This is a genomic window from Micromonospora sp. WMMD1076, from assembly GCF_029581475.1.
GTDB lineage: Bacteria > Actinomycetota > Actinomycetes > Mycobacteriales > Micromonosporaceae > Micromonospora > Micromonospora aurantiaca.
In genome coordinates this window covers 5,042,714-5,068,719 of sequence record NZ_CP120862.1, presented here as the reverse complement: position 1 = coordinate 5,068,719, position 26,006 = coordinate 5,042,714, and the positions used below count along the sequence as shown (strand labels likewise).

Genomic DNA, 26,006 nt, shown 5'->3' with positions numbered 1-26,006 from the left:
CGGCATGTCGCACACCTCGAACCCCGATACGGAGTGGCCCGATGCCCACTGAGGCAGAGTTCCTCGACTACCTCCGGCGTGCCACTGCCGACCTGCGCGACGCGCGCCGGCGGGTACGCGAGGTGGAGGCCAAGGACCGCGAGCCGATGGCCGTCATCGGCATGGCGTGCCGGTTCCCGGGCGGGGTGTCCAGCCCGGCCGAGCTGTGGGACCTCGTCGGCCGGGGCGGCGACGGGGTGGGCGACTTCCCGACCGACCGGGGCTGGGACCTGGAGCGGCTCTTCAACGTCGACCCGGACAACCCGGGCACGTCGACCAGCAACCAGGGCGGCTTCCTCTACGACGCGCCGCAGTTCGACCCGGGCTTCTTCGGCATCAGCCCCCGCGAGGCCCTGGCGATGGACCCGCACCAGCGGCTGCTGCTGGAGACCTCCTGGGAGGCGTTCGAGCACGCCGGCATCGACCCGCAGGTGCTGCGTGGCAGCCGGACCGGCGTCTTCGCCGGGGTCATGTACCACGACTACGCGTCGCGGGTGCTGGACCTGCCCGACGGCGTCGAGGGCTACATCGGCACCGGCAACTCCGGCAGCGTGGTGTCCGGCCGGGTGGCGTACACCTTCGGGCTGGAGGGCCCGGCCGTCACTGTGGACACGGCATGCTCGTCGTCGCTGGTCGCCGTGCACCTCGCGACGCAGGCGCTGCGCCAGCGGGACTGCGACTTCGCGCTCGCCGGCGGTGTGACGGTCATGTCCACCCCGGGCACCTTCGCCGACTTCTCCCGCCAGCGGGGCCTGGCCTCCGACGGCAGGTGCAAGTCGTTCGCCGCCGCCGCCGACGGCACCGGCTGGTCCGAGGGTGTCGGCGTGCTGCTCCTGCAACGGCTCTCCGACGCCCGCCGCGACGGCCGGCGCATCCTCGCCGTCGTCCGGGGCAGCGCGGTCAACCAGGACGGCGCCAGCAGCGGACTCACCGCCCCCAACGGCCCGTCGCAGGAGCGGGTGATCCGGCAGGCCCTCGCCAACGCCCGGCTCTCGCCGGCCGACGTCGACGTGGTCGAGGCGCACGGTACCGGCACCACCCTCGGCGACCCCATCGAGGCGCAGGCGCTGCTGGCCACGTACGGGCAGGACCGGGGGGACGGCGGGCCGCTCTGGCTGGGCTCGGTCAAGTCGAACCTGGGTCACACCCAGGCCGCCGCGGGCGCCGCCGGCCTGATCAAGATGATCGAGGCGATCCGCCACCGCACCATGCCCGCCACCCTGCACGTCGACGAGCCGTCCCCGCACATCGACTGGTCCGCCGGGCAGGTCTCGCTGCTGACCGAGGCGCGCGCGTGGTCGGCCACCGACCGGCCGCGCCGGGCCGCCGTGTCGTCCTTCGGCATCAGCGGTACGAACGCGCACGTCATCCTGGAGGAGGCACCCGTCGACGACGCCCCGTCCACCGACGAGGCACCCTCCGCCGTCGACGCGCCGGTGGCGCTCCCGCTCGCCCCGGTGTTCCTCTCCGCCCGTACGCCCGAGGCGCTCGCGGGGCAGGCCGGCCGCTGGGCCGACCACCTCGCCCGCGTCGACGCCCCACGTCCGGTGGACGTCGCGGTCTCCTCGGTCAGCCGCGCGGGGCTCGAACACCGCGCGGTCGTCCTGGCCGGCGACGCGGACGACCTGCTCGCCGGGCTGCGGGCCCTCGCCGCGGGCGAGCCGACCGGCGCCGTCACCACCGGCGCGTCGGCCCCGCGTGGCCGGGTGGCCTTCCTCTTCTCCGGCCAGGGCGCGCAGCGCGCCGGTATGGGTCGCGAGTTGTACGGGGCGTTCCCGGTGTTCGCTGCGGCTTTCGACGAGGCGTGCGGTCACCTGGATCCGTTGTTGCCGTGTCCGTTGCGGGAGGTGCTGTTCGCGTCGGAGGGTTCCGCCGAGGCGGGGTTGCTGGATCAGACGGTGTTCACGCAGGCGGGGCTGTTCGCGGTCGAGGTGGCGTTGTTCCGGTTGGTGGAGTCGTTCGGTGTGGTGCCGGATGTGGTGGCCGGGCACTCCATCGGTGAGATAGCGGCGGCGCATGTGGCGGGTGTGCTGTCCCTGGCTGACGGGTGTGCGCTGGTCGCGGCGCGGGGTCGGTTGATGCAGGCGTTGCCGGCCGGCGGTGGCATGCTCGCCGTGGCCGCCGACGAGGCCGCCGTCGCCGCGTCCCTGGCGGGGCTGCCCGGCCGGCTCGACGTGGCCGCTGTCAACGGCCCAGCCGCCGTGGTGGTCGCGGGCGACGTCGAGGCGCTCGACGAGGTGCAGCGGGTGTGGTCCGAGCGGGGTGTGCAGACCCGCCGCCTGCGGGTGAGCCACGCCTTCCACAGCGCCCGGATGGACCCGATGCTGGCCGAGTTCGCGGCCGTCGCCGAGGGACTGACGTTCCGGCCGCCGACGATCCCCGTGGTGTCGAACCTGACCGGCCGCGTCGCCGACGCCGACCAGCTCTGCGACCCGGGCTACTGGGTGCGCCACGTACGCGGCACCGTTCGCTTCGCCGACGCCGTCGACTGCCTGCGCGCCGAGGAGGTCGACACCTACCTGGAGGTGGGACCGAACGGCGTCCTCACCGCCATGACGCAGAACTGCCTCGCCGAGCGCGCGGAGGACGAGCCGGCGCCCCTGCTGGTGCCGGTGTCGCGCCACGACCGGCCTGAGCCGCAGGCCCTCCTGGAGGCCCTCGCGTCGCTGCACGTGCACGGCCGCGCCGTCGGCTGGGCGGGCCTGCTCGACCGGGCCGGCGGCCGGCACGTCGACCTGCCGACGTACGCCTTCCAGCACCAGCGCTACTGGCTGGAGCCGGCGGGCCGCTGGACGGACGTCTCCGGGGCCGGCCTCGGCGCGGCCGGGCACCCGCTGCTCGGCGCGGCGGTCTCCGTGGCGGGCGAGGACATGGTGGTGCTGACCGGTCGCCTCTCGACGTCGACGCACGCGTGGCTCGCCGACCATGTCGTCTCCGGCGCGGTGATCGTGCCGGGCGCTGCCCTGGTGGAGTTGGCGGTGCGGGCGGGTGACGAGGTGGGTGCGTCGCGGGTGCGGGAGTTGACAGTGGCCGCGCCGTTGGTGCTGCCGCAGGCGGGTGCGGTACGGGTGCAGGTACGCGTCGGCGCCGCCGACGAGACCGGCGCGCGATCGGTGACCGTGCACTCGCAGCCCGAGGAGACCGTCGACCCGGAGTGGGTCCGGCACGCCGAGGGTGTGCTGGAGCCGGCGTCGGCCGACGAGCCGGGCGTGGGGGAGTGGCCGCCGGTCGACGGCGTCGAGGTGGACGTGGCGGACTGGTATCCGGCGCTTGCCGAGCGCGGCCTGTCGTACGGGCCGGTGTTCCGGGGGCTGCGCCGGGTGTGGACGTGCGGTGACGAGGTGTTCGCCGAGGTGGCGTTGCCGGACGAGGTGGCCGGTGACGCTGCGGGGTTCGGCGTGCACCCGGCGCTGCTGGACGCCGCGCTGCATCCGATCGGGTTGTTGTCCGGCTCGGAGGGCTCGGGTGGGGCGCGGGTGCCGTTCGCGTTCGAGGGTGTGCAGGTGTGGGCCTCGGGTGCGCGGGTGCTGCGGGTGCGGCTCACGCGTGCGGGTTCGGCGGTGCGCCTGGTGGCGTGCGACGAGTCGGGCGCGGCCGTGGTGTCGGTGGACACCCTCGCCCTGCGCGAGCTGACCGGGGTGTCGGCGTCCCCGGACGCGTCGGCCCGGTCGCTGTTCGAGGTCGCCTGGCAGGCCCAGGAGGTCGCCCCGGCCGGGGACGCCTCCGGGTGGGCGCTGCTGGGCTCGCCCGCCGCCGCCGCCGCCGACCTGCCGGCCGTCGCCGAGCTGCCGGTGTACGCCGACGTCGAGGCGGTCGCCGTGGCGTCGGGTGTGGCGCCGCGTCTGTTGCTGGTGCCGGCGGGTGGCCTGCGCCGGGCCCTTCACGTCGAGACGGAACCTGCTTCGGTCCCCGGTGAGATGCACGACGCCGCCGTCGACAACGGCCCCGAGTCGGTGCGGGCGGCGACGTCGCAGGTGCTGGCGACGGTGCGGTCCTGGCTGGCGGCCGACGCGCTGGCGGAGTCGCGGTTGGTCGTGGTGACCCGGGGTGCGGTGTCGGTCGGGGACGGAGACCGGGTCACCGACCTGGCCGCAGCGGCGGTCTGGGGTCTGCTGCGCTCGGCGCAGTCGGAGCATCCGGGTCGCATCGTCCTGGCGGATGTCGACGCTGACGTGGACGCCGGGCTGCTGGGTGTGCTGACTTCCGTGGCCGACGAGCCGGTGGCGTTCGGTGGTCAGGTCGCGGTGCGCTCGGGTGAGGTGTTCGTGCCGCGTCTGGTGCGTGCGGTAGCGCCCTCGTCGTCGGACGGTGCCGTGGTGGGTGACGGCGCGGTGCTGGTGACGGGTGGTACGGGCGCGTTGGGCGCGCTGGTGGCGGAACATCTGGTGTCGGCGTACGGCGTGCGGTCGCTGGTGCTGGTGTCGCGTCGCGGCCCGGAGGCTGCGGGTGCGGGTGAGTTGTCGGAGCGGTTGTCCGCGCTGGGTGCGTCGGTGCGGGTGGTGGCCTGTGACGTGACGGACCGGGACCAGGTGTTCGGGCTGGTCGGTGAGGTCGCCGCTGGGGGCCGGCTGGCGGGTGTGGTGCATACCGCTGGTGTGCTGGATGACGGTGTGGTCGAGGGGCTGACCGCCGAGCGGCTTCGTGCGGTGTTGGCGCCGAAGGTGTCGGCGGGTTGGTTGTTGCATGAGGCGACGGCGGGTCTCGGTCTGGATTTGTTCGTGGTGTTTTCGTCGGTGGCGGGTGTGCTGGGTTCGCCGGGTCAGTCGGCGTACGCGGCGGGTAACGCGTTCCTCGACGGGTTGGCCGTCTACCGGCGGCAGCTCGGGTTGCCTGCCGTCAGCCTCGCCTGGGGCATGTGGGACACCCCCGGCATGGGCGCGTCCCTCGACGAGGCGGACCGGGCGCGATCGACCCGGGGCGGCATCACCGCGATGAGCGCCGAGACCGGGCTGCGGCTGTTCGACGCCGCCCTGACCGCCGGCCGGCCGGCCCTGGTGCCCGCCGTGATCGACCTGGCCGCCCTCCGGGCCGCGGCCGCCGCCGGCCTGGTGCCGCCGATGCTCCGCAACCTGGTCGGTACGACCACGACCCGCCGCCAGGCGGGACAGGGCACCACCTGGGCGACCCGCATCGGCGGCCTGACCGCCGACGAGGCGCGCGCCCAGCTCGACGTGCTGGTACGCGGCCTCGTCGCGCAGGTGCTCGGGCACGGCGGGGCGGAAGCCGTGCCCGCCGACCGGGCGTTCCGCGAGCTGGGCTTCGACTCGTTGACCGCCGTCGACCTGCGTAACCGCGTGAACGCGGCCACCGGCCTGCGGCTGCCCTCGACGCTCGTATTCGACTACCCGACGCCGCAGGCGCTCGCCGCCCACGTGCACGCCGAACTGGCCGGCGCCACAGGTGGCCCCGCCGCGCCGGGCGCGCGGACCACCACCCGTGCCGACGAGCCGATCGCGATTGTGGGCATGGCTTGCCGCTACCCGGGCGGCGTCGAGACGCCCGACCAGCTGTGGGCGCTGCTGGCCGGCGGCGGGGACGGGATCTCCGAATTTCCCACCGATCGTGGTTGGGATCTGGAGTCGTTGTTCGATCCGGACCCGGAGCGCAGCGGTACGTCGTACACGCGGCGTGGTGGTTTTCTGTACGGGGCTGCGGAGTTCGATCCGGGCTTTTTTGGTATTTCGCCGCGTGAGGCCCTCGCGATGGATCCGCAGCAGCGGTTGCTGCTGGAGGCGTCGTGGGAGTCGTTCGAGTCGGCTGGGCTTGATCCGCAGCGGCTTCGGGGCAGCCGGACGGGTGTCTTCGCGGGTGTGATGTATCACGACTACGCGACGCGGCTCATGGAGACGCCCGAAGTCGAGGGCTACATCGGCACCGGCAACTCGGGCAGCGTGTTGTCCGGCCGGGTGGCGTACACCTTCGGCCTCGAAGGCCCGGCGGTCACTGTCGACACGGCGTGTTCGTCGTCGCTGGTGGCGTTGCATCTGGCGGTGCAGGCGTTGCGCAGTGGTGAGTGTGATTTGGCGTTGGCCGGTGGTGTGACGGTGATGGCGACGCCGGGGACGTTCGTGGAGTTCTCGCGGCAGCGTGGTCTGTCGGCCGATGGCCGGTGTAAGTCGTTCGCGGCGTCGGCGGATGGTACGGGTTGGTCCGAGGGCGTCGGCGTGCTGCTCGTGCAACGACTCTCCGACGCCCAGCGGGAAGGCCGGCGCATCCACGCCGTGGTGCGGGGCACGGCGGTGAACCAGGATGGTGCGTCGAATGGTTTGACGGCGCCGAATGGTCCGTCGCAGCAGCGGGTCATCCGGCAGGCCCTCGCGAACGCCCGGCTCGCCACCGCCGACGTGGACGTCGTCGAGGCGCACGGTACGGGTACGACTCTGGGTGACCCGATCGAGGCGCAGGCGTTGTTGGCGACGTACGGGCAGGACCGGCAGGGGCGGGAACCGCTCTGGCTTGGGTCGATCAAGTCGAACATCGGGCACACGCAGGCGGCAGCCGGTGTGGCCGGTGTGATCAAGATGGTCATGGCGATGCGGCACGGTCTGGTGCCGGCGACGTTGCACGTGGACGAGGCGTCCCCGCACGTGGACTGGTCGGCGGGGGCGGTGGCCCTGGCCACCGAGGCGATGCCGTGGCCGCGGGTAGGTCGGCCGCGTCGGGCGGGGGTGTCGTCGTTCGGGATCTCCGGCACCAACGCGCACGTGATCATCGAGCAGCCGCCCGCCGAGACGGTCGGCGCGCGGCCCACCGACCGGCGGCGCGCCGACGTCGTACCCCTCGCGCTCTCCGCCGTGGACGCCCCGGCGCTGCGCGACCAGGCGGCCCGGCTGAAGGCGCACCTCGCGGCACACCCGGAGCTGGCGCCGGCCGACGTCGCGCACGCCCTGGTCACCACCCGGGCCACGTTCGACCACCGCGCCGTCGTCCTCGGCCGCGACACCGTCGACCTGACGCGGGCCCTGGAGGCGTTCCACCTCGGCGAGGCCACCGCCGCCGTCACCGGCGTCGCGGCGCGCGCCGCCGACCCGGTCCTCGTCTTCCCCGGCCACGGCGACCCGTGGCCCGCCGCGACCGTCGAACTGCTGGACCGGGCACCGGAGTTCGCCACCGCGATCGCCGCCTGCGAGGCGGCCCTCGCCCCCCACGTGGACTGGTCGCTCGCCGCCGTGCTGCGCGGCGCGGACGGCGCCCCCACCCCGGCCGACCCCGGGGTGGCGCCGGCCGTCCGGTGGGCCGTGGCCGTCTCGCTGGGACGCTGGTGGCGCTCCCTCGGCGTACGACCCGCCGCCGTGCTCGGGCACGCCCACGGCGCGCTCGCGGCCGCCTGCGTGGCCGGCGCGCTGTCGCTGGAGGACGCGGCGAGGACGATCGCCCTCGCCAGCCCGGCGGAGGACGGCTCGGACGCGCTGGCCGGGATCACCCTGCGGGCGGCCGAGGTGCCGCTGTACTCGGCGACGACCGGCGGCCCGGTCGACACCGACGGCCTCGACGCCGCCCGGTGGTACCGGGACCTGACCACCGACGCCGACGCCGAACCGGCCGTACGCGCCCTGCTCGACGAGGGCCACCGGATCCTCGTCGAGGCTGCCCCGGCGACCGTGCTCGCCGCCGGTATCCGCGAGAGCGCGCGGGCCGACGACGCCGTAGTGGTGGCCGCCGACGACACCGTGGCCGGCGGCTGGCAGCGCATGCTGACGGTCCTCGCCGGGCTGCACGTGCACGGCGTGCCCGTCGACTGGACGGCGATCCTGGGCGCCCCCACCGGCCCGCCGCTCCCGCTGCCCACGTACGCCTTCCAGCGCCAGCGCTACTGGCCGCAGCCGACGGCGGCGACCGCCCCCGCCCCCGCCGGCACCGACGAGGCGGACCGGCACTTCTGGGAGGCCGTGGAACGCGCCGACGCGTCCGCGCTGGCCGCCGCCATGCGCATCGACGAGGCCACGGTCAGCTCCCTCGACCCCGCGCTGCCGCTGCTCTCCTCCTGGCGCCGGCGCCGCCGCGACGAGTCCACCGTGGACTCGTGGCGCTACCGGGTGACCTGGAAGCCGCTGGCCGTCGCGCCGGAGGCCATCCTCGCCGGCACGTGGCTGCTGGTCGTGCCGGCCGCCGAAGCCGAGCACCCCCTGGTCGACGGCGTCGCCCGGGCGCTGGGCGAGGGAGGGGCCGAGGTCGTCCGGATCGACGTGCCGGACACGGACCGGCCGGCGCTGGCCGAGCGGCTGGCGCGTACCGGCGGGCCCGTCGCCGGGGTGCTCTCCCTGCTCGGCCTGGACGACGCGCCGCACCCGGCCCACCCGGTCGTCCCGGCGGGTCTCGCCGACACGTACGCCCTGGTCCAGGCCCTCGGCGACACCGGCGTCACCGCCCCGCTGTGGTGCGCCACCGCCGGCGCGGTCTCGACCGGCCGCGCCGACCAGCTCGACCGCCCCCGCCAGGCGATGCTCTGGGGGCTCGGCCGGGTGGTCGCCCTGGAGCACCCGGACCGCTGGGGCGGACTGCTGGACCTGCCCGCCGAGCTGGACCCCCGGGACCGGGCCCGGCTCGTGGCGGTGCTGGCAGGCGTCGACGCGGAGGACCAGCTGGCGCTGCGCCCCTCCGGGGTGTTCGCCCGGCGACTGGTCCGCGCCCGCGCCGAGCGCACCGCGACGCGGGACTGGCGTCCCGCCAGCGGCGCCGTCCTGGTCACCGGCGGCCTCGGGTCCATCGGGGCCCAGGTGGCGCGCTGGCTGGCCCGCGAGGGCGTGGGTGAGCTGGTGCTGACCGGCCGCCAGGGCCCCGCCACGCCCGGCGCCGACGAGCTGGCCGACGAACTGCGCGCCGCCGGCGCCACAGTCACCGTGGCCGCCTGCGACGTCGCCGACGCGGCCGCCGTACGGGCCCTCGTCGAGCGGCTCGCCGGGCAGGGCAGCCGCATCGGGGCCGTGTTCCACACCGCCGGCGTCGCCCACGCCGCGCCCGTCGCGGCCACCGACGTCGCCGAGCTCGCCGACGCCCTGCGGGCCAAGGTGGCGGGCGCGGTCAACCTCGACGAGGCGTGCGGCGACGAACTGTCGGCGTTCGTGCTCTTCTCCTCCGGCGCGGGCGTCTGGGGCGGCGGGCACCAGGGCGGCTACGCCGCCGCCAACGCCTTCCTCGACGCGCTCGCCGAGGACCGGCGACGGCGTGGCCGGTCCGCCACCGCCGTCGCCTGGGGCGCCTGGGACGGCGGCGGCATGGTCGACGCCGAGGGCGCCGCCGACCAGATGTTCCGCTCGGGCGTCCGGGCCATGCGCCCCGACCTCGCGGTCTCCGTCCTGGCCGAGGCGCTCGACCACGGCGACACCACGCTCACCGTGGCGGACATCGCCTGGGACCGGTTCCTGCAGACCTACACGCTGGCCCGCCCCCGGCCGCTGATCGCCGACATCCCCGAGGTGGCCCGGCTGCTCGCGGCCGGGCAGCGCGACGGCGGCACGCCCGACGCGGCGTCCCCGCTCCGTGGCCGGCTGGCCGGCCTCGCCGCACCGGAACGCCGCCGGGTCCTGCTCGACCTCGTACGCGTCCACGCGGCGGCGGTGCTGCGCCTGTCCTCGCCGCAGGCGCTGGCGGCGGACCGGTCGTTCCGGGAGATCGGCTTCGACTCGCTCAGCGCCGTCGAGATGCGCAACCGCCTCGCCGAGGCGGTCGGGCTGAACCTGCCGGCGACCCTGGTGTTCGACCGCCCGACGCCCGACGCCCTCGCCGAGCACCTGGCGGGCAGGCTCGCGGGCGACGACACCCCGGCGGCCGAGCCCGTGCGGGCCGCCACCGCGCTGGACGAGCCGATCGCCATCGTCTCGATGAGCTGCCGCTACCCCGGCGGCGTCGCCGGCCCCGAGGACCTGTGGCGACTCGTCGCCGAGGGACGCGACGGCATCGCGGAGTTCCCGACCGACCGGGGCTGGGACCTGGCAGCCATCTACGACCCCGATCCCGACCGGCCCGGCACCTCGTACGTGCGCGAGGGCGGCTTCCTCACCGACGCCGCCGGCTTCGACGCCGCCCTGTTCGGCATCTCCCCGCGCGAGGCGATGGTGATGGACCCGCAGCAACGGGTGCTGCTGGAGAGCGCCTGGGAGCTGTTCGAGCGGGCCGGCACCGCGCCCGCCGACATGCGGGAGACCAACACCGGCGTCTTCGTCGGCACCAACGGCCAGGACTACGCGACGCTGCTGATGGCCGCCCGGGTCGAGACCGAGGGCTACCAGGCCACCGGCAACGTCGCCGCCGTCATCAGCGGTCGGCTGGCGTACCACTTCGGGTTGCAGGGCCCCGCCGTCAGCGTCGACACCGCCTGCTCGTCGTCCCTGGTGGCGCTGCACCTGGCCTGCCAGTCCCTGCGGCAGGGCGAGTGCGACGTCGCGGTCGCCGGCGGCGTGACGGTGATGGCCACCCCCGGCCCGTTCCTGGAGTTCGCCCGGCAACGGGGGCTCGCCCTCGACGGCCGGTGCAAGTCGTTCGCCGGGGCCGCCGACGGCACCGGCTGGGGCGAGGGCGTCGGCTTGGTGATGTTGCAGCGGCTCTCCGACGCCCAGCGCGACGGCCGCCGGATCCTCGCCGTCGTGCGCGGCTCGGCGATGAACCAGGACGGCGCCAGCAACGGCCTGACCGCCCCCAACGGGCCCGCGCAGGAGCGGGTGATCAACCAGGCGCTGGCCAACGCGCGGCTGAGCGCCGCCGACGTGGACGCCGTCGACGGGCACGGCACCGGCACCCGGCTCGGCGACCCGATCGAGGCGCAGGCCCTGCTGGCCACGTACGGGCGGCAGCGCCCCGCCGACCGGCCGCTCTGGCTCGGCTCCGTGAAGTCGAACGTCGGCCACACCCAGGCCGCCGCCGGCGTCTCCGGCGTGATCAAGATGGTGCTGGCCCTCCAGCACGACCTGCTGCCGCCCACTCTGCACGTGGACGAGCCGTCGCCGCACGTGGACTGGTCGGCCGGCGCCGTCGCGCTGCTGACCGAGGCGCAGCCGTGGCCGGACGTGGACCGGCCGCGCCGCGCCGGCGTGTCGTCGTTCGGGGTCAGCGGCACCAACGTGCACGTCATCCTCGAACAGGCGCCCGCCACGCCCCCGGCCGACACCGCCGCCCCCCGTCCGGCCAGCGCCGACGCGCCCACGACCAGCGCCAGCCGCGGCACGCTCGGCGCCGCCGACGGGACGCCGCCGCTGCCGTGGGTCGTATCGGCAGACACCGCCGACAGCCTGCGGGCGCAGGCGGCCCGGCTGGCCGACTGGCTGCCGGGCAGCGGAACGCCCGCCGCCGACGTGGCCCGGGCACTGGCCACCGGACGGTCCCCGCTGCGGCACCGCGCGGTGCTGCTCGCCGCCGACGCCGACGCCGCCCTCGCCGGCCTGCGGGCCCTGGCCGCCGGGCAGGACCACCCCGGGCTCACCCGGGGCGCCGCCGAGCCCGGCGGCGCGCTGGCGGCGCTCTTCTCCGGCCAGGGCGCGCAGCACGCCGGGATGGGCCGACGCCTGTGGGAGACGTTCCCCGTCTTCGCGGCGACCCTCGACGAGGCGTGCCAGCACCTGGACGCGTACCTGCCGCGGCCGCTGCGCACGGTGCTGTTCGCCGGGCCCGGCACCGCCGAGGCCGACCTGCTCGACCAGACCGTCTTCACCCAGGCCGGGCTCTTCGCCGTCGAGGTGGCGCTGTTCCGGCTGCTCGAACACTGGGGGATCCGGCCCGACTTCGTGGCCGGGCACTCCGTCGGGGAGATCAGCGCGGCCCACGTCGCCGGGGTGCTCGACCTGGCCGACGCCTGCGCGCTCGTCGGCAACCGGGGGCGCCTGATGCAGGCCCTGCCACCCGGCGGCGGGATGCTCGCCGTCGCCGCGCCCGAGGTCGACGTGCTGCGGGTCCTGTCCGGCACGCCGGGACAGCCCGCCGTCGCCGCCGTCAACGGGCCGGCCGCCGTCGTCGTCGCCGGCGCCGAGGACGTGCTGACCGAACTGGCCGCCCACTTCGCCGACCTCGGCGTACGCACCAAGCGGCTGCGGGTCAGCCACGCCTTCCACAGCCCGCTGATGGAGCCCATGCTCGCCGAGTTCGCGGCCGTCGCGGCGACCCTGTCGTACGCGCCGCCGACGGTGCCGCTGGTGTCGAACCTGACCGGCACGGTCGTCGACCCCGAGCAGATCTGCACCCCCGACTACTGGGTCCGCCACGTCCGCGAGGCGGTCCGCTTCGCCGACACCGTCACTCACCTGCACTCCCACGGGGTGACCCGGTTCCTGGAGATCGGGCCGGACAGCGTGCTGACCGCCCTGACCGCCGACGCGCTGCCGGTGGACGCGCCGGTCGTCGTGACCGGCGTGCAGCGGCCCGGCCAGGACGAGGTGGCCACCCTGCTCGGCGCGGTGGCCCGGCTGCACTGCCACGGCGTGCCCGTACGCTTCCCGGCACTGCTGCCCGGCGCCGCCGCCCCGGTGGACCTGCCCACGTACGCGTTCGCCCACCAGCGGTTCTGGCCGACCCTGGACGCGGCGGCGACCCACACCCCCGCCGCCGCGCACGACGACGTCGACTCGGCGTTCTGGCGGGCCGTGGCGTCCGGCGACGGCGACGCGCTCGCCGGCCGGCTCGGCCTCGACGCGGACCGGCCGCTGCGGGAACTGCTGCCGGACCTGGACCGGTGGCGGCGCCAGCAGCAGGAGGACAGCCTCGCCGGCGGCTGGCGCTACCGGATCACCTGGCGCCCGCGGCCTCTCGTCGCGGGTGCCGTCGACGGCACGTGGACCCTGGTGCACAGCGGTACGGACCAGCCGGTCGTCGACCGGCTCGCCGGACTGCTCACCGCGCGGGGCGGCACCGTGCGGCAGCTCGCCGTCGACCCGGCGACGACCGACCGGAGCGCGCTCGCCGGGCAGCTCGCCACCGCGGCGCCCACCCGGATCGTGTCGCTGCTCGCCCTCGACGAGCGGGCGCACCCCGACCGCCCGGCCGTGCCGCTGGGCCTGACCGCGAACCTGGCCCTGGTGCAGGCGGTCACGGACGCCCTGTCACCGGTGCCGCTGTGGCTGCTCACCCGGCAGGCCGTGGCCACCGGCGCCGACGACCCCGTCGCCCACCCCGCCCAGGCCACCACGTGGGGCCTCGGCCTGGTGACCGCGCTGGAACACCCCCGGCACTGGGGTGGTCTGCTGGACCTGCCCGCCACCCTGGACACCGCCGCCGCCGAGGGAGTCCTGGCGGCCCTCACCGCCGCCGGCGACGAGGACCAGCTCGCGGTGCGCGACTCCGGGACGTACCTGCGGCGGCTGGAGCGCGCGCCCCGCGCCGAGGCGCCGGCCGGCTGGCAGGCGCCGGGCACCGTCCTGGTCACCGGCGGCACCGGCGCCGTCGGCCGGTACGCCGCCGGCTGGTTCGCCCGGCACGGCGCGCGGCGACTGCTGCTGGTCAGCCGGCGCGGCGCGGCGGCCCCCGGCGCGGACGAGGCGGTGGCGGAACTGGCCGCCCTCGGCGCCGAGGCGCGGGTGCTGGCCTGCGACCTGGCCGACCGGGACGCGGTCGCCGACCTGGTCCGTGGCCTGCGCGCCGACGGTGAGACCGTGCACGCCGTGGTGCACGCCGCCGGGGTGGGCCGGCTCAACCCGGTCGCCGCCGTGACCGAGGCGGAACTCGCCGACGTCGTCTCCGGCAAGATCGCCGGCGCGCGGCACCTCGACGAGTTCCTCGACCCGGAGCCGCTCGGCCTGGTCGTGCACTTCTCCTCCATCGCGGCCGTCTGGGGCGTCGGTGACCACGGGGCGTACGCCGCCGGCAACGCCTTCCTGGACGCCTGGGCGCAGTCCCGGCCGGACGGGCGGGCCCGGCACCTCTCGGTGAACTGGGGACCGTGGGCCGGCGGCGGCATGGTGACCGACGCGCACGCGGCGGCCATGAGCCGGCGCGGGGTGTCCCTGCTCGACCGGGAACCGGCGATGGCCGCCCTGCGCGCCGGCCTCGACGGCGACGACACCGCCCTCACCGTCGCCGACATCGACTGGGAACGCTTCGCGCCGGTGTTCGCCTCCGCCCGGCCCCGGCCGCTGATCAGCGAGATCGCCGAGGTGGCCGCCCAGGCTGCGGCGGCGCGCGCCGCCGCCGAGGACGGCGACCAGGTCGCCGGCGAACTGCGCAAGCGGCTCGGCGAGCTGTCGCAGGCCGAACAGGCACGGCTGCTGGTCGATCTCATCCGCACCGCCGCGGGCGAGGTCATCGGCCACGACAGCCCGTACGCCGTGGAGGCCGGGCGGCCCTTCCGGGACCTCGGCTTCGACTCGCTCACCGCCGTGGAGCTGCGGGGCCGGCTGGCCCGCTCGACCGGGCTCAGCCTGCCCAGCTCGGTGGTGTTCGACCATCCGACCCCGCAGGCGCTGGCCGAGCACCTGCGGGCCGAACTGCTCGACGAAGCGTCGGTGGAGGCGCTGCCCACCCTCGCGGAGCTGGACCAGTTGGAGGGCGCCCTCGCGCTGCGCGACCCGGACGACATCGGCCGGGTGCGGATCACGATGCGCCTGCACAGCCTGCTCGAACGGCTCGGCGCCGCCGAGGAACGCCGGGAGGACACCGCCGAGGTGGCCGGCCGGCTGCGGGCGGCCAGCAACCAGGAGCTGTTCGACCTCATCGACCAGGACCTCGGGCTCTCCTGAGCCGCCCGGGGATCTGTGGTGTCACGAGAAAGCGAGATGTCATGGCGGACGAAGATCGGCTGCGCGAATACCTGACGCGCGTCGTCGCCGAGCTGCAGCAGACCCGCCAACGGCTGCGCGAGGTCACCGCCGAGGAGTCCGAGCCGGTGGCGATCGTGGCGATGAGCTGCCGCTACCCGGGCGGCATCAGCTCGCCCGAGGAGCTGTGGGAGTTCGTCTCGTCCGGCGGGGACGCCATCGGCGACTTTCCCACCGACCGTGGCTGGGACCTGGACCGGCTCTACCACGCCGATCCGGACAACGCCGGCACCTCGTACACCACCGCCGGCGGGTTCCTGCGCGACGCGGGGCAGTTCGACGCCGCGCTCTTCGGCATCTCACCGCGTGAGGCGGTCGCCATGGACCCGCAGCAGCGGCTGCTGCTGGAGGTCACCTGGGAACTGTTCGAACGCGCCGGCATCGCCCCGCTGTCGCTGCGTGGCAGCCGCTCCGGCGTCTTCGTGGGCACCTCCGGGCAGGACTACGCCGCCGTGCTGCACCGGGCGCCCGGCGTCGAGGGGTACGTGCTGACCGGCACCGCCGCCAGTGTCGTGTCCGGTCGGCTGGCGTACACGTTCGGCCTCGAAGGCCCGTCGGTCACCGTGGACACCGCCTGCTCGTCGGCGTCGGTCGCCATCCATCTCGCCTGCCAGGCGCTGCGCCAGCGCGAGTGCGGCCTCGCCCTGGCCGGCGGCGCGACCGTGCTGGCCACCCCCGGCCCGTTCGTCGAGTTCTCCCGGCAGCGGGGCCTCGCCGCCGACGGCCGGTGCAAGTCGTTCGCCGCCTCCGCCGACGGCACCGGCTGGTCCGAGGGCGTCGGCATGCTGCTGCTGGAACGGCTCAGCGACGCCCGCCGCAACGGCCACCCCGTGCTCGGCGTCATCCGCAGCTCGGCGGTCAACTCCGACGGCGCGTCGAACGGCCTCACCGCCCCCAACGGCCCGTCCCAGCAGCGGGTCATCCGGCAGGCCCTGGCCGGCGCGAAGCTCACCCCCGACCTGGTCGACGTGGTGGAGGCGCACGGCACCGGCACCACCCTCGGCGATCCGATCGAGGCCCAGGCGCTGCTCGCCACGTACGGCCGGGAGCGGGGCGACGCCGCGCCGCTGCTGCTCGGCTCGATCAAGTCCAACATCGGGCACACCCAGGCCGCCGCCGGCGTCGCCGGTGTGATCAAGATGGTGCTGGCGATGCGGCACGGCGTCGTGCCGGCCACCCTGCACGTCGACGAGCCCACCCCGCACGTGGACTGGGCCGCCGGCGCGGTCACCCTCGTCACCGAGGCCACGCCGTGGCCGGCCGTGGACCGGGCGCGCCGGGCCGCCGTCTCGTCGTTCGGGATGAGCGGCACCAACACCCACCTCATCCTCGAACAGCCCGACCCGGCCGGCGTCGAGGCGGACCACCCGGTGACGCCCGCGCCCGCGCCGGTGCTGCTCACCGGCCGCACCCGCACCGCGCTGCGCCGCCAGGCCGAGCGCTGGTCGGCCTATGTCGCCGACGACGCGCACCTGCGCCCGGCCGACGTCGCCTGGACCTCGGCGGTCTCCCGCTCGCCCCTGGAGCACCGGGCGGTCGTGCTCGCCGACGACCGCGACGGCCTGCTCGCCGCGCTGCACGCCCTCGCCGACGAACGGCCCGCCCCCGGGCTGGTCACCGGCGCCGCCGCCGAACGCGGCGGGGTCGCGTTCCTGTTCTCCGGCCAGGGCGCCCAGCGCGCCGGCGCCGGCCGGGAGCTGTACGAGGCGTACCCGGTCTTCGCGGAGGCGCTCGACGAGGTCTGCGGCCACCTCGACCACCGGCTGCCCCGGCCGCTGAAGCCGCTGCTGTTCGCCGAGCCCGGCACCGCCGAGGCCGACCTGCTCGACCAGACCGTCTTCACCCAGGCCGCGCTGTTCGCCGTCGAGGTGGCGCTGCACCGGCTGCTCGGCTCCTGGGGGCTGGCCCCCGACATGGTCGCCGGGCACTCCGTCGGCGAGCTGACCGCCGCCCACGTGGCCGGCGTGCTCAGCCTCGACGACGCGTGCGCCCTCGTCGCCGCCCGGGGGCGGCTCATGCAGGACCTGCCCACCGGCGGCGCGATGCTCGCCGTGGCCGCCGACGAGGCCCGGGTCGCCGAGTCGATCGCCGCGCTGACCGGCCGGGTCGCCGTCGCCGCCGTCAACGGCCCCGACGCCGTCGTCGTCTCCGGCGACGCGGCGGCCATCGACGAGCTGGCGGAACTCTGGACCGGCCGGGGGGTGAAGGTGCGGCGGCTGCGGGTCAGCCACGCCTTCCACAGCCCGCTGATGGAGCCGATGCTCGCCGAGTTCGCCGCCGTCGCCGCCCGCCTCGACCTGCGCGCCCCCACCCTGCCGGTGGTGTCCAACGTGACCGGCGAGATGGCCGACCCGGCGCAGCTCAGCGACCCCGGCTACTGGGTGCGCCACGTCCGGGAGGCGGTCCGCTTCGCCGACGGCGTACGCGCCCTGCGCGCCCACGGCGTCGGCACCTTCGTGGAGGTCGGGCCGGACGCCGTGCTCACCGCCAGCGTCCAGGAGAGCCTCGCCGGGATCGAGACCGACGCCGCCGACGCCGCCCCGGCCGTGGTGGTGCCGGTGCTGCGCCGGGACCGCCCGGACCGCCGTGCCCTGCTCGCCGCCCTCGCCCAGCTGCACGTCGCCGGCACGCCGCCGCGCTGGGCGGACGTCCTCGCCGGACGGCCCGGCCGGCTCGTCGACCTGCCCACCTACCCGTTCGAGCGGCAGCGCTACTGGGTGCCGGCCGAGGCGCCGGCCGACGACACCACGACGGGCGGGGCCGGCGCGCTCGACCGCCGGTTCTGGGCGGCCGTCGAACGCGCCGACCTCGACGCGCTGCGCGACACCCTCGCCGTCACCGACGCCGACGCCGCCGAGTCGCTGCGTACCCTGCTGCCCGTCCTCGCCGACTGGCGGCGGCAGCGGCAGGAACACTCGGTCCTCGACGGCTGGCGGTACCGGGAGGAATGGCAGGTGGCCCCCGAGCCCGCCCCCGCCCGGCTGGCCGGCACCTGGCTGCTGGCGCTGCCCGCCGACGACGCCGACGACCCGGCGGCGCGGGCCGTCCGGGCCGCGCTGACCGGCGCCGGCGCCGACGTGCTGCCGCTGACAGTGGAGCCGGACGCCGACCGGGCCGGCCTCGCGGCGGCCCTCGCCGGCACCGAGCCCGCCGGCGTCGTGTCCCTGCTCGCGGGGGAACCACGCACCGCCGACGGCACCGTCCTGCCCGGCCTGACCGCCACCCTCGCCCTCGTGCAGGCGCTCGGCGACGCCGGCGTGGCGGCGCCGCTGTGGCTGGTCACCCGGGGCGCGGTCGCCGCCGCCTCGTACGATCGGCTCGCCGACCCGGCGCAGGCCGCGATCTGGGGCCTCGGCCGGGTCGTCGGCGTCGAGGCGCCGCACCGCTGGGGCGGCCTGGTCGACCTGCCGTCCGACCCCGACGACCGGGCCGCCTTCCGGCTCGCCGCGATCCTCACCGGCTCGACCGGCGAGGACCAGCTCGCCGTACGCGGCCCCGGCGTCTTCGCCCGCCGCCTCGTCCGCGCCGCCCTCGGCGACCGTCCGCCGGCGCGCCGGTTCACGCCCACCGGCACCGCCCTGGTCACCGGCGGCACCGGCGGGCTCGGCGCGCGCGCCGCCCGCTGGCTCGCCGCCGCCGGAGCCGAGCACGTCGTGCTGGTCAGCCGGCGCGGACCCGACGCCCCCGGCGCCGCCGAGCTGGAGGCCGAGCTGGCTGGCCTCGGGGCCCGGGTCACCGTCGCCGCCTGCGACATCGCCGACCGGGGCGCCCTCGCCGACCTGCTCGACCGGGTCGAGGCCGACGGCCCGCCGGTGCGCACCGTCGTGCACACCGCCGGCGTCGCGCAGTCCACCCCGCTGGCCGAGGTCACCCCCGCCGAGCTGGCCGAGGTGACAGTCGGCAAGACCGCCGGGGCCACCCACCTCGCCGGCCTGCTCGCCGACCGGGAGCTGGACGCCTTCGTCGTCTACTCGTCCATCGCCGCCACCTGGGGCAGTGGTGGGCAGGCCGGGTACGCGGCCGGCAACGCCTACCTGGACGCGCTCGTGCGGCGGCGGCGCGCCGACGGCCGGGCCGGAACCGCCATCGCCTGGGGCCCCTGGTCCGACGGCGGCATGCACGCCGCCGACGCCGAGCGCAACCTGCGCCGCCGGGGCCTGCCCGCCATGGACCCGGCCGTCGCCATGGCCGCGTTGCAGCAGGCCCTCGACCACGACGACGTCACAGTGACGGTGGCCGACGTGGACTGGACCCGGTTCGCCCCCGCGTACGCCTCCGCGCGCCGCCGGCCGCTGCTGGAGGGCGTACCGGAGGCGCGGGCCGCCCTCGACGGCGGCGCCGCGGTCGACGACGGCGACGACGGCCCGGCGGCCGCGCTGCGCCGGCGCCTCGCCGCGCTGACCCCGGCCCGCCGCGAGGAGACCGTCGCCGACCTGGTCCGCGAACTCGCCGCCGACGTGCTCGGCCACGACGGCGGTGCTGCCGCCGTGGGCGCGACCACCGCGTTCCGCGACCTCGGCTTCGACTCGCTGACCGCCGTGGAGCTGCGCAACCGGCTTGTCGCCGCCACCGGGCAGGCGCTGCCCACCACCCTGGTCTTCGACCACCCCACCCCGGTGGTGCTGTCCCGCTTCCTGCTCGCCGGCATCTTCGGCGCCGACGCCGGGGCGGCTCCCGTCGCCGTCCCGGCCGCCGTGGGCGACGACGAGCCGGTGGCCATCGTCGCCATGGCCTGCCGCTACCCCGGCGGCGTCGACGGCCCCGAACGGCTGTGGCGCCTCGTCGCCGGCGGCGTCGACGCGATCGGCGACTTCCCGACCGACCGGGGCTGGGACCTCGACCGGCTCTACGACCCCGACCCGGCCAACCCCGGCACCACGTACGCCGACAAGGGCGGCTTCCTGCACGGGGCGGGCGAGTTCGATCCCGGCTTCTTCGGGATCTCGCCGCGCGAGGCGGCGGCGATGGATCCGCAGCAGCGGTTGTTGCTGGAGGTTTCGTGGGAGGCGGTCGAGCGGGCAGGGGTTGAGCCTGGGGTTCTGCGGGGTTCGCGAACAGGGGTGTTCGTGGGCACGAATGGTCAGGACTATGGGGCCCTGCTGATGGCTGCGGGGGAGCAGGCCGAAGGGTTCGGGGCCACGGGCAACGCCGCGAGTGTGGTGTCGGGCCGGGTGGCGTACGCGTTGGGGTTGGAGGGGCCGGCGGTGTCGGTGGACACGGCGTGTTCGTCGTCGTTGGTGGCGTTGCACCTGGCGGTGCAGTCGCTGCGGCGTGGCGAGTGCGACCTGGCCCTCGCCGGTGGCGTCACGGTCATGGCCACCCCCGGCACCTTCTTCGAGTTCTCCCGGCAGCGGGGCCTCGCGGCCGACGGCCGGTGCAAGGCGTTCGCGGCGGGTGCGGATGGCACGGGCTGGGGCGAGGGTGTGGGCGTGCTGCTGGTGGAGCGGCTGTCGGACGCGCGGCGCAACGGGCACCGGGTCCTGGCGGTGGTGCGTGGGTCGGCGGTCAACCAGGACGGCGCCTCGAACGGGCTGACCGCCCCGAACGGCCCGTCGCAGCAGCGGGTGATCCGGCAGGCCCTCGCGGGCGCCCGGCTGGGCAGCGCGGATGTCGACGTGGTCGAGGCACACGGCACGGGCACGACGCTCGGTGACCCGATCGAGGCGCAGGCCCTGCTGGCGACCTACGGCCAGGACCGCGAGGGCGGCGAGCCGCTGCTGCTCGGCTCGATCAAGTCCAACATCGGCCACACGCAGGCCGCCTCGGGCGTCGCCGGTGTGATCAAGATGGTGCTGGCGATGCGGGAGGGTGTGGTACCGGCGACGTTGCACGTGGACGAGCCGTCTCCGCACATCGACTGGACCTCCGGGGCCGTCGAGCTGGCGATCGAGTCGCGGCCGTGGCCGGTGGTGGACCGGCCGCGCCGGGCGGCGGTGTCGTCGTTCGGCATGTCCGGCACGAACGCGCACGTGATCATCGAGCAGGCCGACGAGCCGGTCGACGCCGCCGCTCCGGTCGGGCACGGCCCGGGCCTGGTTGCCTCGGATGTCGTGGTGTGGCCGGTGTCGGCACGGTCGAAGAGTGCGCTCGCGGGGCAGGCGGCCCGGCTCGCGGACTTCCTGCGCGAGCGCGGCGACGGCGGCGCCGGCCACCTCCGCCGGCCCGCCGGAGCCGTGGTGGACGCGGCGGCGGTGGGCTGGTCTCTGGCCGTCAGCAGGTCGGTGTTCGAGCAGCGGGCGGTTGTGGTCGGGTCGGGTGTGGGGGAGTTGCTGGCGGGGCTGGACGCTGTGGCGTCGGGGTCGCCGGCTGGGAACGTGGTCGCGGCGATGTCGTCGTCGCACGGTGCGGGCCCGGTGTTCGTGTTTCCGGGTCAGGGTGCGCAGTCGGCGCGGATGGCGGCGGGTCTGGTGGGTCGTGTGCCGGTGTTCGACGCGCGGTTGGCGGAGTGTCAGCGGGCCCTTGCTCCGTATCTGGATGTGGACCTGGTGTCGGTGCTCACCGGTGACGACGAGTCGTGGTTGGCGCGGGTGGAGGTCGTGCAGCCGGTGCTGTGGGCCGTCGGTGTCGCCCTCGCCGCCGTGTGGCAGCGCGTGGGTGTGGTGCCGGCGGCGGTGATCGGTCACTCGCAGGGTGAGATCGGCGCGGCGTGTGTGGCGGGGATTCTGTCGCTGGGGGACGCGGCGAAGGCGGTGGCGTTGCGCTCTCGGGCGCTGACCGCGCTGCGGGGCACCGGGACGATGGCGTCGGTGGACCTCTGCGCGGACGCGGTGACGGAGCGGTTGCCGGGCTTCCCGGGGGTCGGGGTGGCGGCGGTGAACGGTCCGTCGACTGTGGTGGTGTCGGGTCCGCCGCAGTCGGTTGCCGACCTGGTGGAGTCGTGTCGGGTCGATGGGGTGCGGGCGCGGTTGATTCCGGTGGATTATGCGTCGCATTCGGTGGCGGTGCAGGAGGTGGCGGAGCGGTTGCGCGCCGATTTGGCCGATGTGACGCCGCGAGAGGGCAAGGTCCGGTTGGTGTCGACGTTGACGGGGGATTGGGTGGACCCGTTGTCGATGACGGCGGACTACTGGTACGACAACTTGCGGCGGACGGTGCGGTTCGACGCTGCTGTGCGGGTGGCGGTCGAGGCGGGTCACACGACGTTTGTGGAGATCAGTCCGCATCCGGTGTTGACGATGCCGGTGACGGCGATCCTGGACGACGCCGGCGTGAGCGGGCATACGTTGGGCAGCCTGCGTCGTGGTGATGACGATCCGACGCGGTTGCTGACGAACCTCGCGACCGCTCACGCGATCGGCCTGCCCGTCGACCTGACGGCCGTCCTTGCCGGGACCGACGTGGTGGCACTGCCCACCTACGCCTTCGAACGGGGACGCTACTGGCTGGACGCGCCCGCGCACCGCGTACGCGACGTCGGCTCGGCCGGCCTCCAGGACACCGGACACCCGCTGCTCAGCGCGGCCGTACCCGTCGCAGACGACCGGACGGTGGTGCTGACCGGGCGGCTGTCGGTGCGTACCCACCCGTGGCTGGTCGACCACGCCGTCGGCGGGGCGGTGATCGTCCCGGGCACCGGCGTCGTCGACATGGTGGTCCGGGCCGGCGACGAGGTCGACGCCGGCCAGGTGGGCGACCTGACGCTGATCAACCCGCTGGTGCTCCCCGCGACCGGCGCGGTGCAGGTGCAGGTACGAGTGGGCCCGCCCGCCGACACCGGCGAGCGGAGCGTCACCGTGCACTCCCGCCCCGAGGAGGACGCCGACGCCGAGTGGACCCGGCACGCCGAGGGACTCCTGCTGCCGCAGCTGCCCGCTCCGACCGCCGTACCGGGGCAGTGGCCGCCGGCCGACGCCGTCGAGGTCGACGCCGACCTGGACGCCTGGTACGTGCAGACGGCCGAGGGCGGCCTCGGCTACGGCCCCGCCTTCCGGGGGCTGCGCCGGGTGTGGCGCGGCGACGGCGAGGTCTACGCCGAGGTGGCCCTGCCCGAGGAGGCGAGCGCCGACGCGTCCCGCTTCGGGCTGCACCCGGCCCTGTTCGACGCGGCCCTCCAGGCCAGCGGGGTCACCGCCCTGCTCGGCGACGCGGCGGACACCTCCGGCGCGGGCTGGATGCCGTTCGCCTTCCGCTCGGTCGCCCTGCACGCCCACGGCGCCACCCGGCTGCGGGCGCGGCTGCGCCCGCTCGGCCCGGACACCGTCGCGGTCACGCTCGCAGACACCGCCGGCCAGCCGGTCGCCACCGTCGAGTCGCTGATGTTCCGCCCGGTCGCCGCGGGCCAGGCCGACGAGGCCGCCGCCCTGCGCCGCACGTCGGTGTTCCACCTGGACTGGACGCCGCTGACGGACACCGGCGCGGCGGCCGGGGAAGCCTGCTGGGCGCTGCTCGGCGACGACACCCTCGGCCTCGCCGGGGCGCTCGCCGCCGCCGGGCACCCGGTGCGGTCCCACGCCGACCTGGCGGCGCTGGTCGCCGAGATCGGGGAGTCCGGGGACGTACCCGATGTGGTGCTGGACCTGCGCTCCGGCGCGGAGTCGGACCCGCAGCGGGCCGGTGAGGCCGCGCACGACGCGGCCCGCGACGCCCTCGCGCTGGTGCGGCAGTGGTTGGGCGAGCCCCGGCTGGAGCGGTCCCGGCTGGTGCTGCACACCCGGGGCGCCGTCGGCGCGGCCCCGGGCGAGGCCCCCTGCGACCTGGCCCAGGCGAGCCTGTGGGGGCTGGTCCGCTCGGCGCAGTCCGAGCACCCTGGCCGGTTCACGCTGCTCGACACCGACGGCGCCGCCGCCTCCCTGGCGGCCGTCCCGGCGGCCGTCGCCTCCGGCGAGCCGCAGCTCGCGCTGCGCGACGGCGCGCCGCTCGTGCCCCGGCTGGCCCGGGCCCGCGACGCCGGTGTGTTGCCGCTGCCCGCCGACGAGGTGCCGTGGCGCCTCGACGTCACCGAGAAGGGCACGCTGGAGAACCTCGCCCTGCTGCCCGGCCCCGAGGCGGGCGGGGAACTGCCGGCGGGCCACGTCCTGGTCGGGATGCGCGCCTCCGGGCTGAACTTCCGCGACGTGGTGCTGGCCCTCGGCATGGTCCCCGACCAGGAGGTGCTGGGCAACGAGGGCGCCGGCGTGGTGCTCGGCGTGGGGCCGGGCGTCGCCGACCTCGCTCCCGGCGACCGGGTGATGGGCATCTTCTCCGGCTCGTTCGCCTCGGCGGCGGTCACCGACCGCCGGCTGGTCACCCGCATCCCCGACGGCTGGTCCTACACCGACGCCGCCGCCGTGCCCGTGGTCTTCCTGACCGCCTGGTACGGGCTGGTGGAGCTGGCCCGGCTGCGCGCGGGCGAGTCCGTGCTCGTGCACGCGGCGGCCGGCGGCGTGGGCATGGCCGCCGTGCAGATCGCCCGCCACCTCGGCGCGGAGGTCTACGGCACGGCCGGCCCCGGCAAGTGGCCGGCGCTGCGCGACACCGGCTTCGACGACGCGCACCTCGCCTCCTCCCGCAGCCTCGACTTCGCCGACGAGTTCGCCCACCGCACCGGCGGGCGGGGCGTCGACGTGGTGCTCAACGCCCTGCGCGGCGAGTACGTCGACGCGTCGCTGCGGCTGCTCGCCGACGGCGGCCGGTTCGTCGAGATGGGCAAGACCGACAAGCGGGATCCGCGGCGGGTCGCCGCCGACCACCCGGGCGTCAGCTACCAGGTCTTCGATCTCATCGAGGCCGGCCCGGAGAAGATCGGCGCGATGCTGGGCGAGCTGATGGCGCTTTTCGCCGCCGGTGCGCTGCGGCCCCTGCCCCGGCGCACCTGGGACGTCCGGCGCGCCCCCGAGGCGTTCCGCTTCCTCAGCCAGGCCCGGCACGTCGGCAAGCTGGCCCTGAGCATCCCGCAGGCGCCCCGGCTCGACGGCACGGTCCTGGTCTCCGGGGCGACCGGCACCCTCGGCGCGCTGCTCTGCCGGCACCTGGTCACCGCGCACGGCGCCCGGCAGCTGCTGCTGGTCAGCCGGCGCGGCCCGGACGCCGAGGGCGCCGACGAACTGCTCGCCGACCTGAAGGCGCTCGGCGCGGACGTGTCGATCGTCGCCGCCGACCTGGCCGACCCGGACGCCGTGGCGGACGTACTGTCCATGGTAGACCAGCGGCACCCGCTGCGCGCCGTCGTGCACGCCGCCGGCGTCCTCGACGACGCCACCGTCGAGTCGCTCACCCCCGACCGCCTCGCCGCGGTGCTGCGGCCCAAGGTCGACGTGGCGTGGAACCTGCACCGGGCCACCCTCGGCCACGACCTGAGCGCGTTCGTGCTCTTCTCCGCCGCCGCGGGTGTGTTCGGCGGTCCGGGCCAGGGCAACTACGCCGCCGGCAACGCGTTCCTCGACGCCCTGGCGGAGCACCGGCGGGCCCTCGGCCTGCCGGCGGTCGCGCTGGCGTGGGGCCGCTGGGCACAGGCCAGCGGCATGACGGGCCACCTCGGCTCGGCCGACATCCGCCGCCTCGACCGGGGCGGCATGGCGGCGCTCTCCGACGCCGAGGGGCTCGCCCTGTTCGACGCTCTCTGGCGCTCGGAGCGGGCGACACTCATGCCCGCCAAGATCGCCACCGGCGTGGCCGCGCCCGGGTCGCCCGTACACCCGCTGCTGACCAACCTGGTCCGCGCCGCCGGCCGCCGGGCCGCGGCCGGCGAGGCCGCCGACGGGCAGGCGTACGCCGAGACGCTGCGCGCCCTGCCCGACGACAAGCGGGTACGCGCCCTGCGCGACCTGGTGCTGGCGCACGTGGCGGTCGTCCTCGGCCACGGCGACCCGGCTGGCATCGAGCCGACCCGCGCGTTCCGGGAACTCGGCTTCGACTCGCTGACCGCCGTGGAACTGCGCAACCGGCTCGGCGCGGCCACCGGGCTGCGGCTGCCGGCGACGCTGGTCTTCGACAACCCGACGCCCGAGGCGCTCGCCGTCCACCTGGCCGGGCAGTTCGCCCCGGTGAGCCCGGCCGGCGAGCCGTCAACGGCGGGCCGGGAACTCGACCGGCTGGAGGCGGCGCTCGTCGGGCTGGACCCGGCAGACGACGAGTTCCGCCGGATCACCGACCGGCTGCACGGCCTGCTGGGCCGGCTGACCGAGCGGCAGGCGGACGCGGACGGCGACGACGACCTGGAGTCGGCCACCGCCGAGAACATCTTCGACCTGATCGACCGCGAGCTGGAGACGTCGTGACCACCAGCCGCAACGACATCGGCATGCCGAGTGAGGT

2 protein-coding genes are annotated in these 26,006 nt (G+C 76.0%); both read left to right on the top strand.

Going from position 1 to position 26,006, the window contains the following annotated elements:
• Positions 1 to 41 precede the first annotated feature (41 nt).
• Positions 42 to 14,696: a type I polyketide synthase gene (locus O7622_RS23180; RefSeq protein WP_282310309.1), complete on the top strand. Its 14,655-nt coding sequence runs from the start codon at positions 42 to 44 to the stop codon at positions 14,694 to 14,696.
• 41 nt (positions 14,697 to 14,737) lie between these two features.
• Complete coding sequence (locus tag O7622_RS23175; RefSeq protein ID WP_282310308.1) at positions 14,738 to 25,969, top strand: type I polyketide synthase; 11,232 nt, start codon at positions 14,738 to 14,740, stop codon at positions 25,967 to 25,969.
• The last annotated feature ends 37 nt before the right edge of the window (positions 25,970 to 26,006 follow it).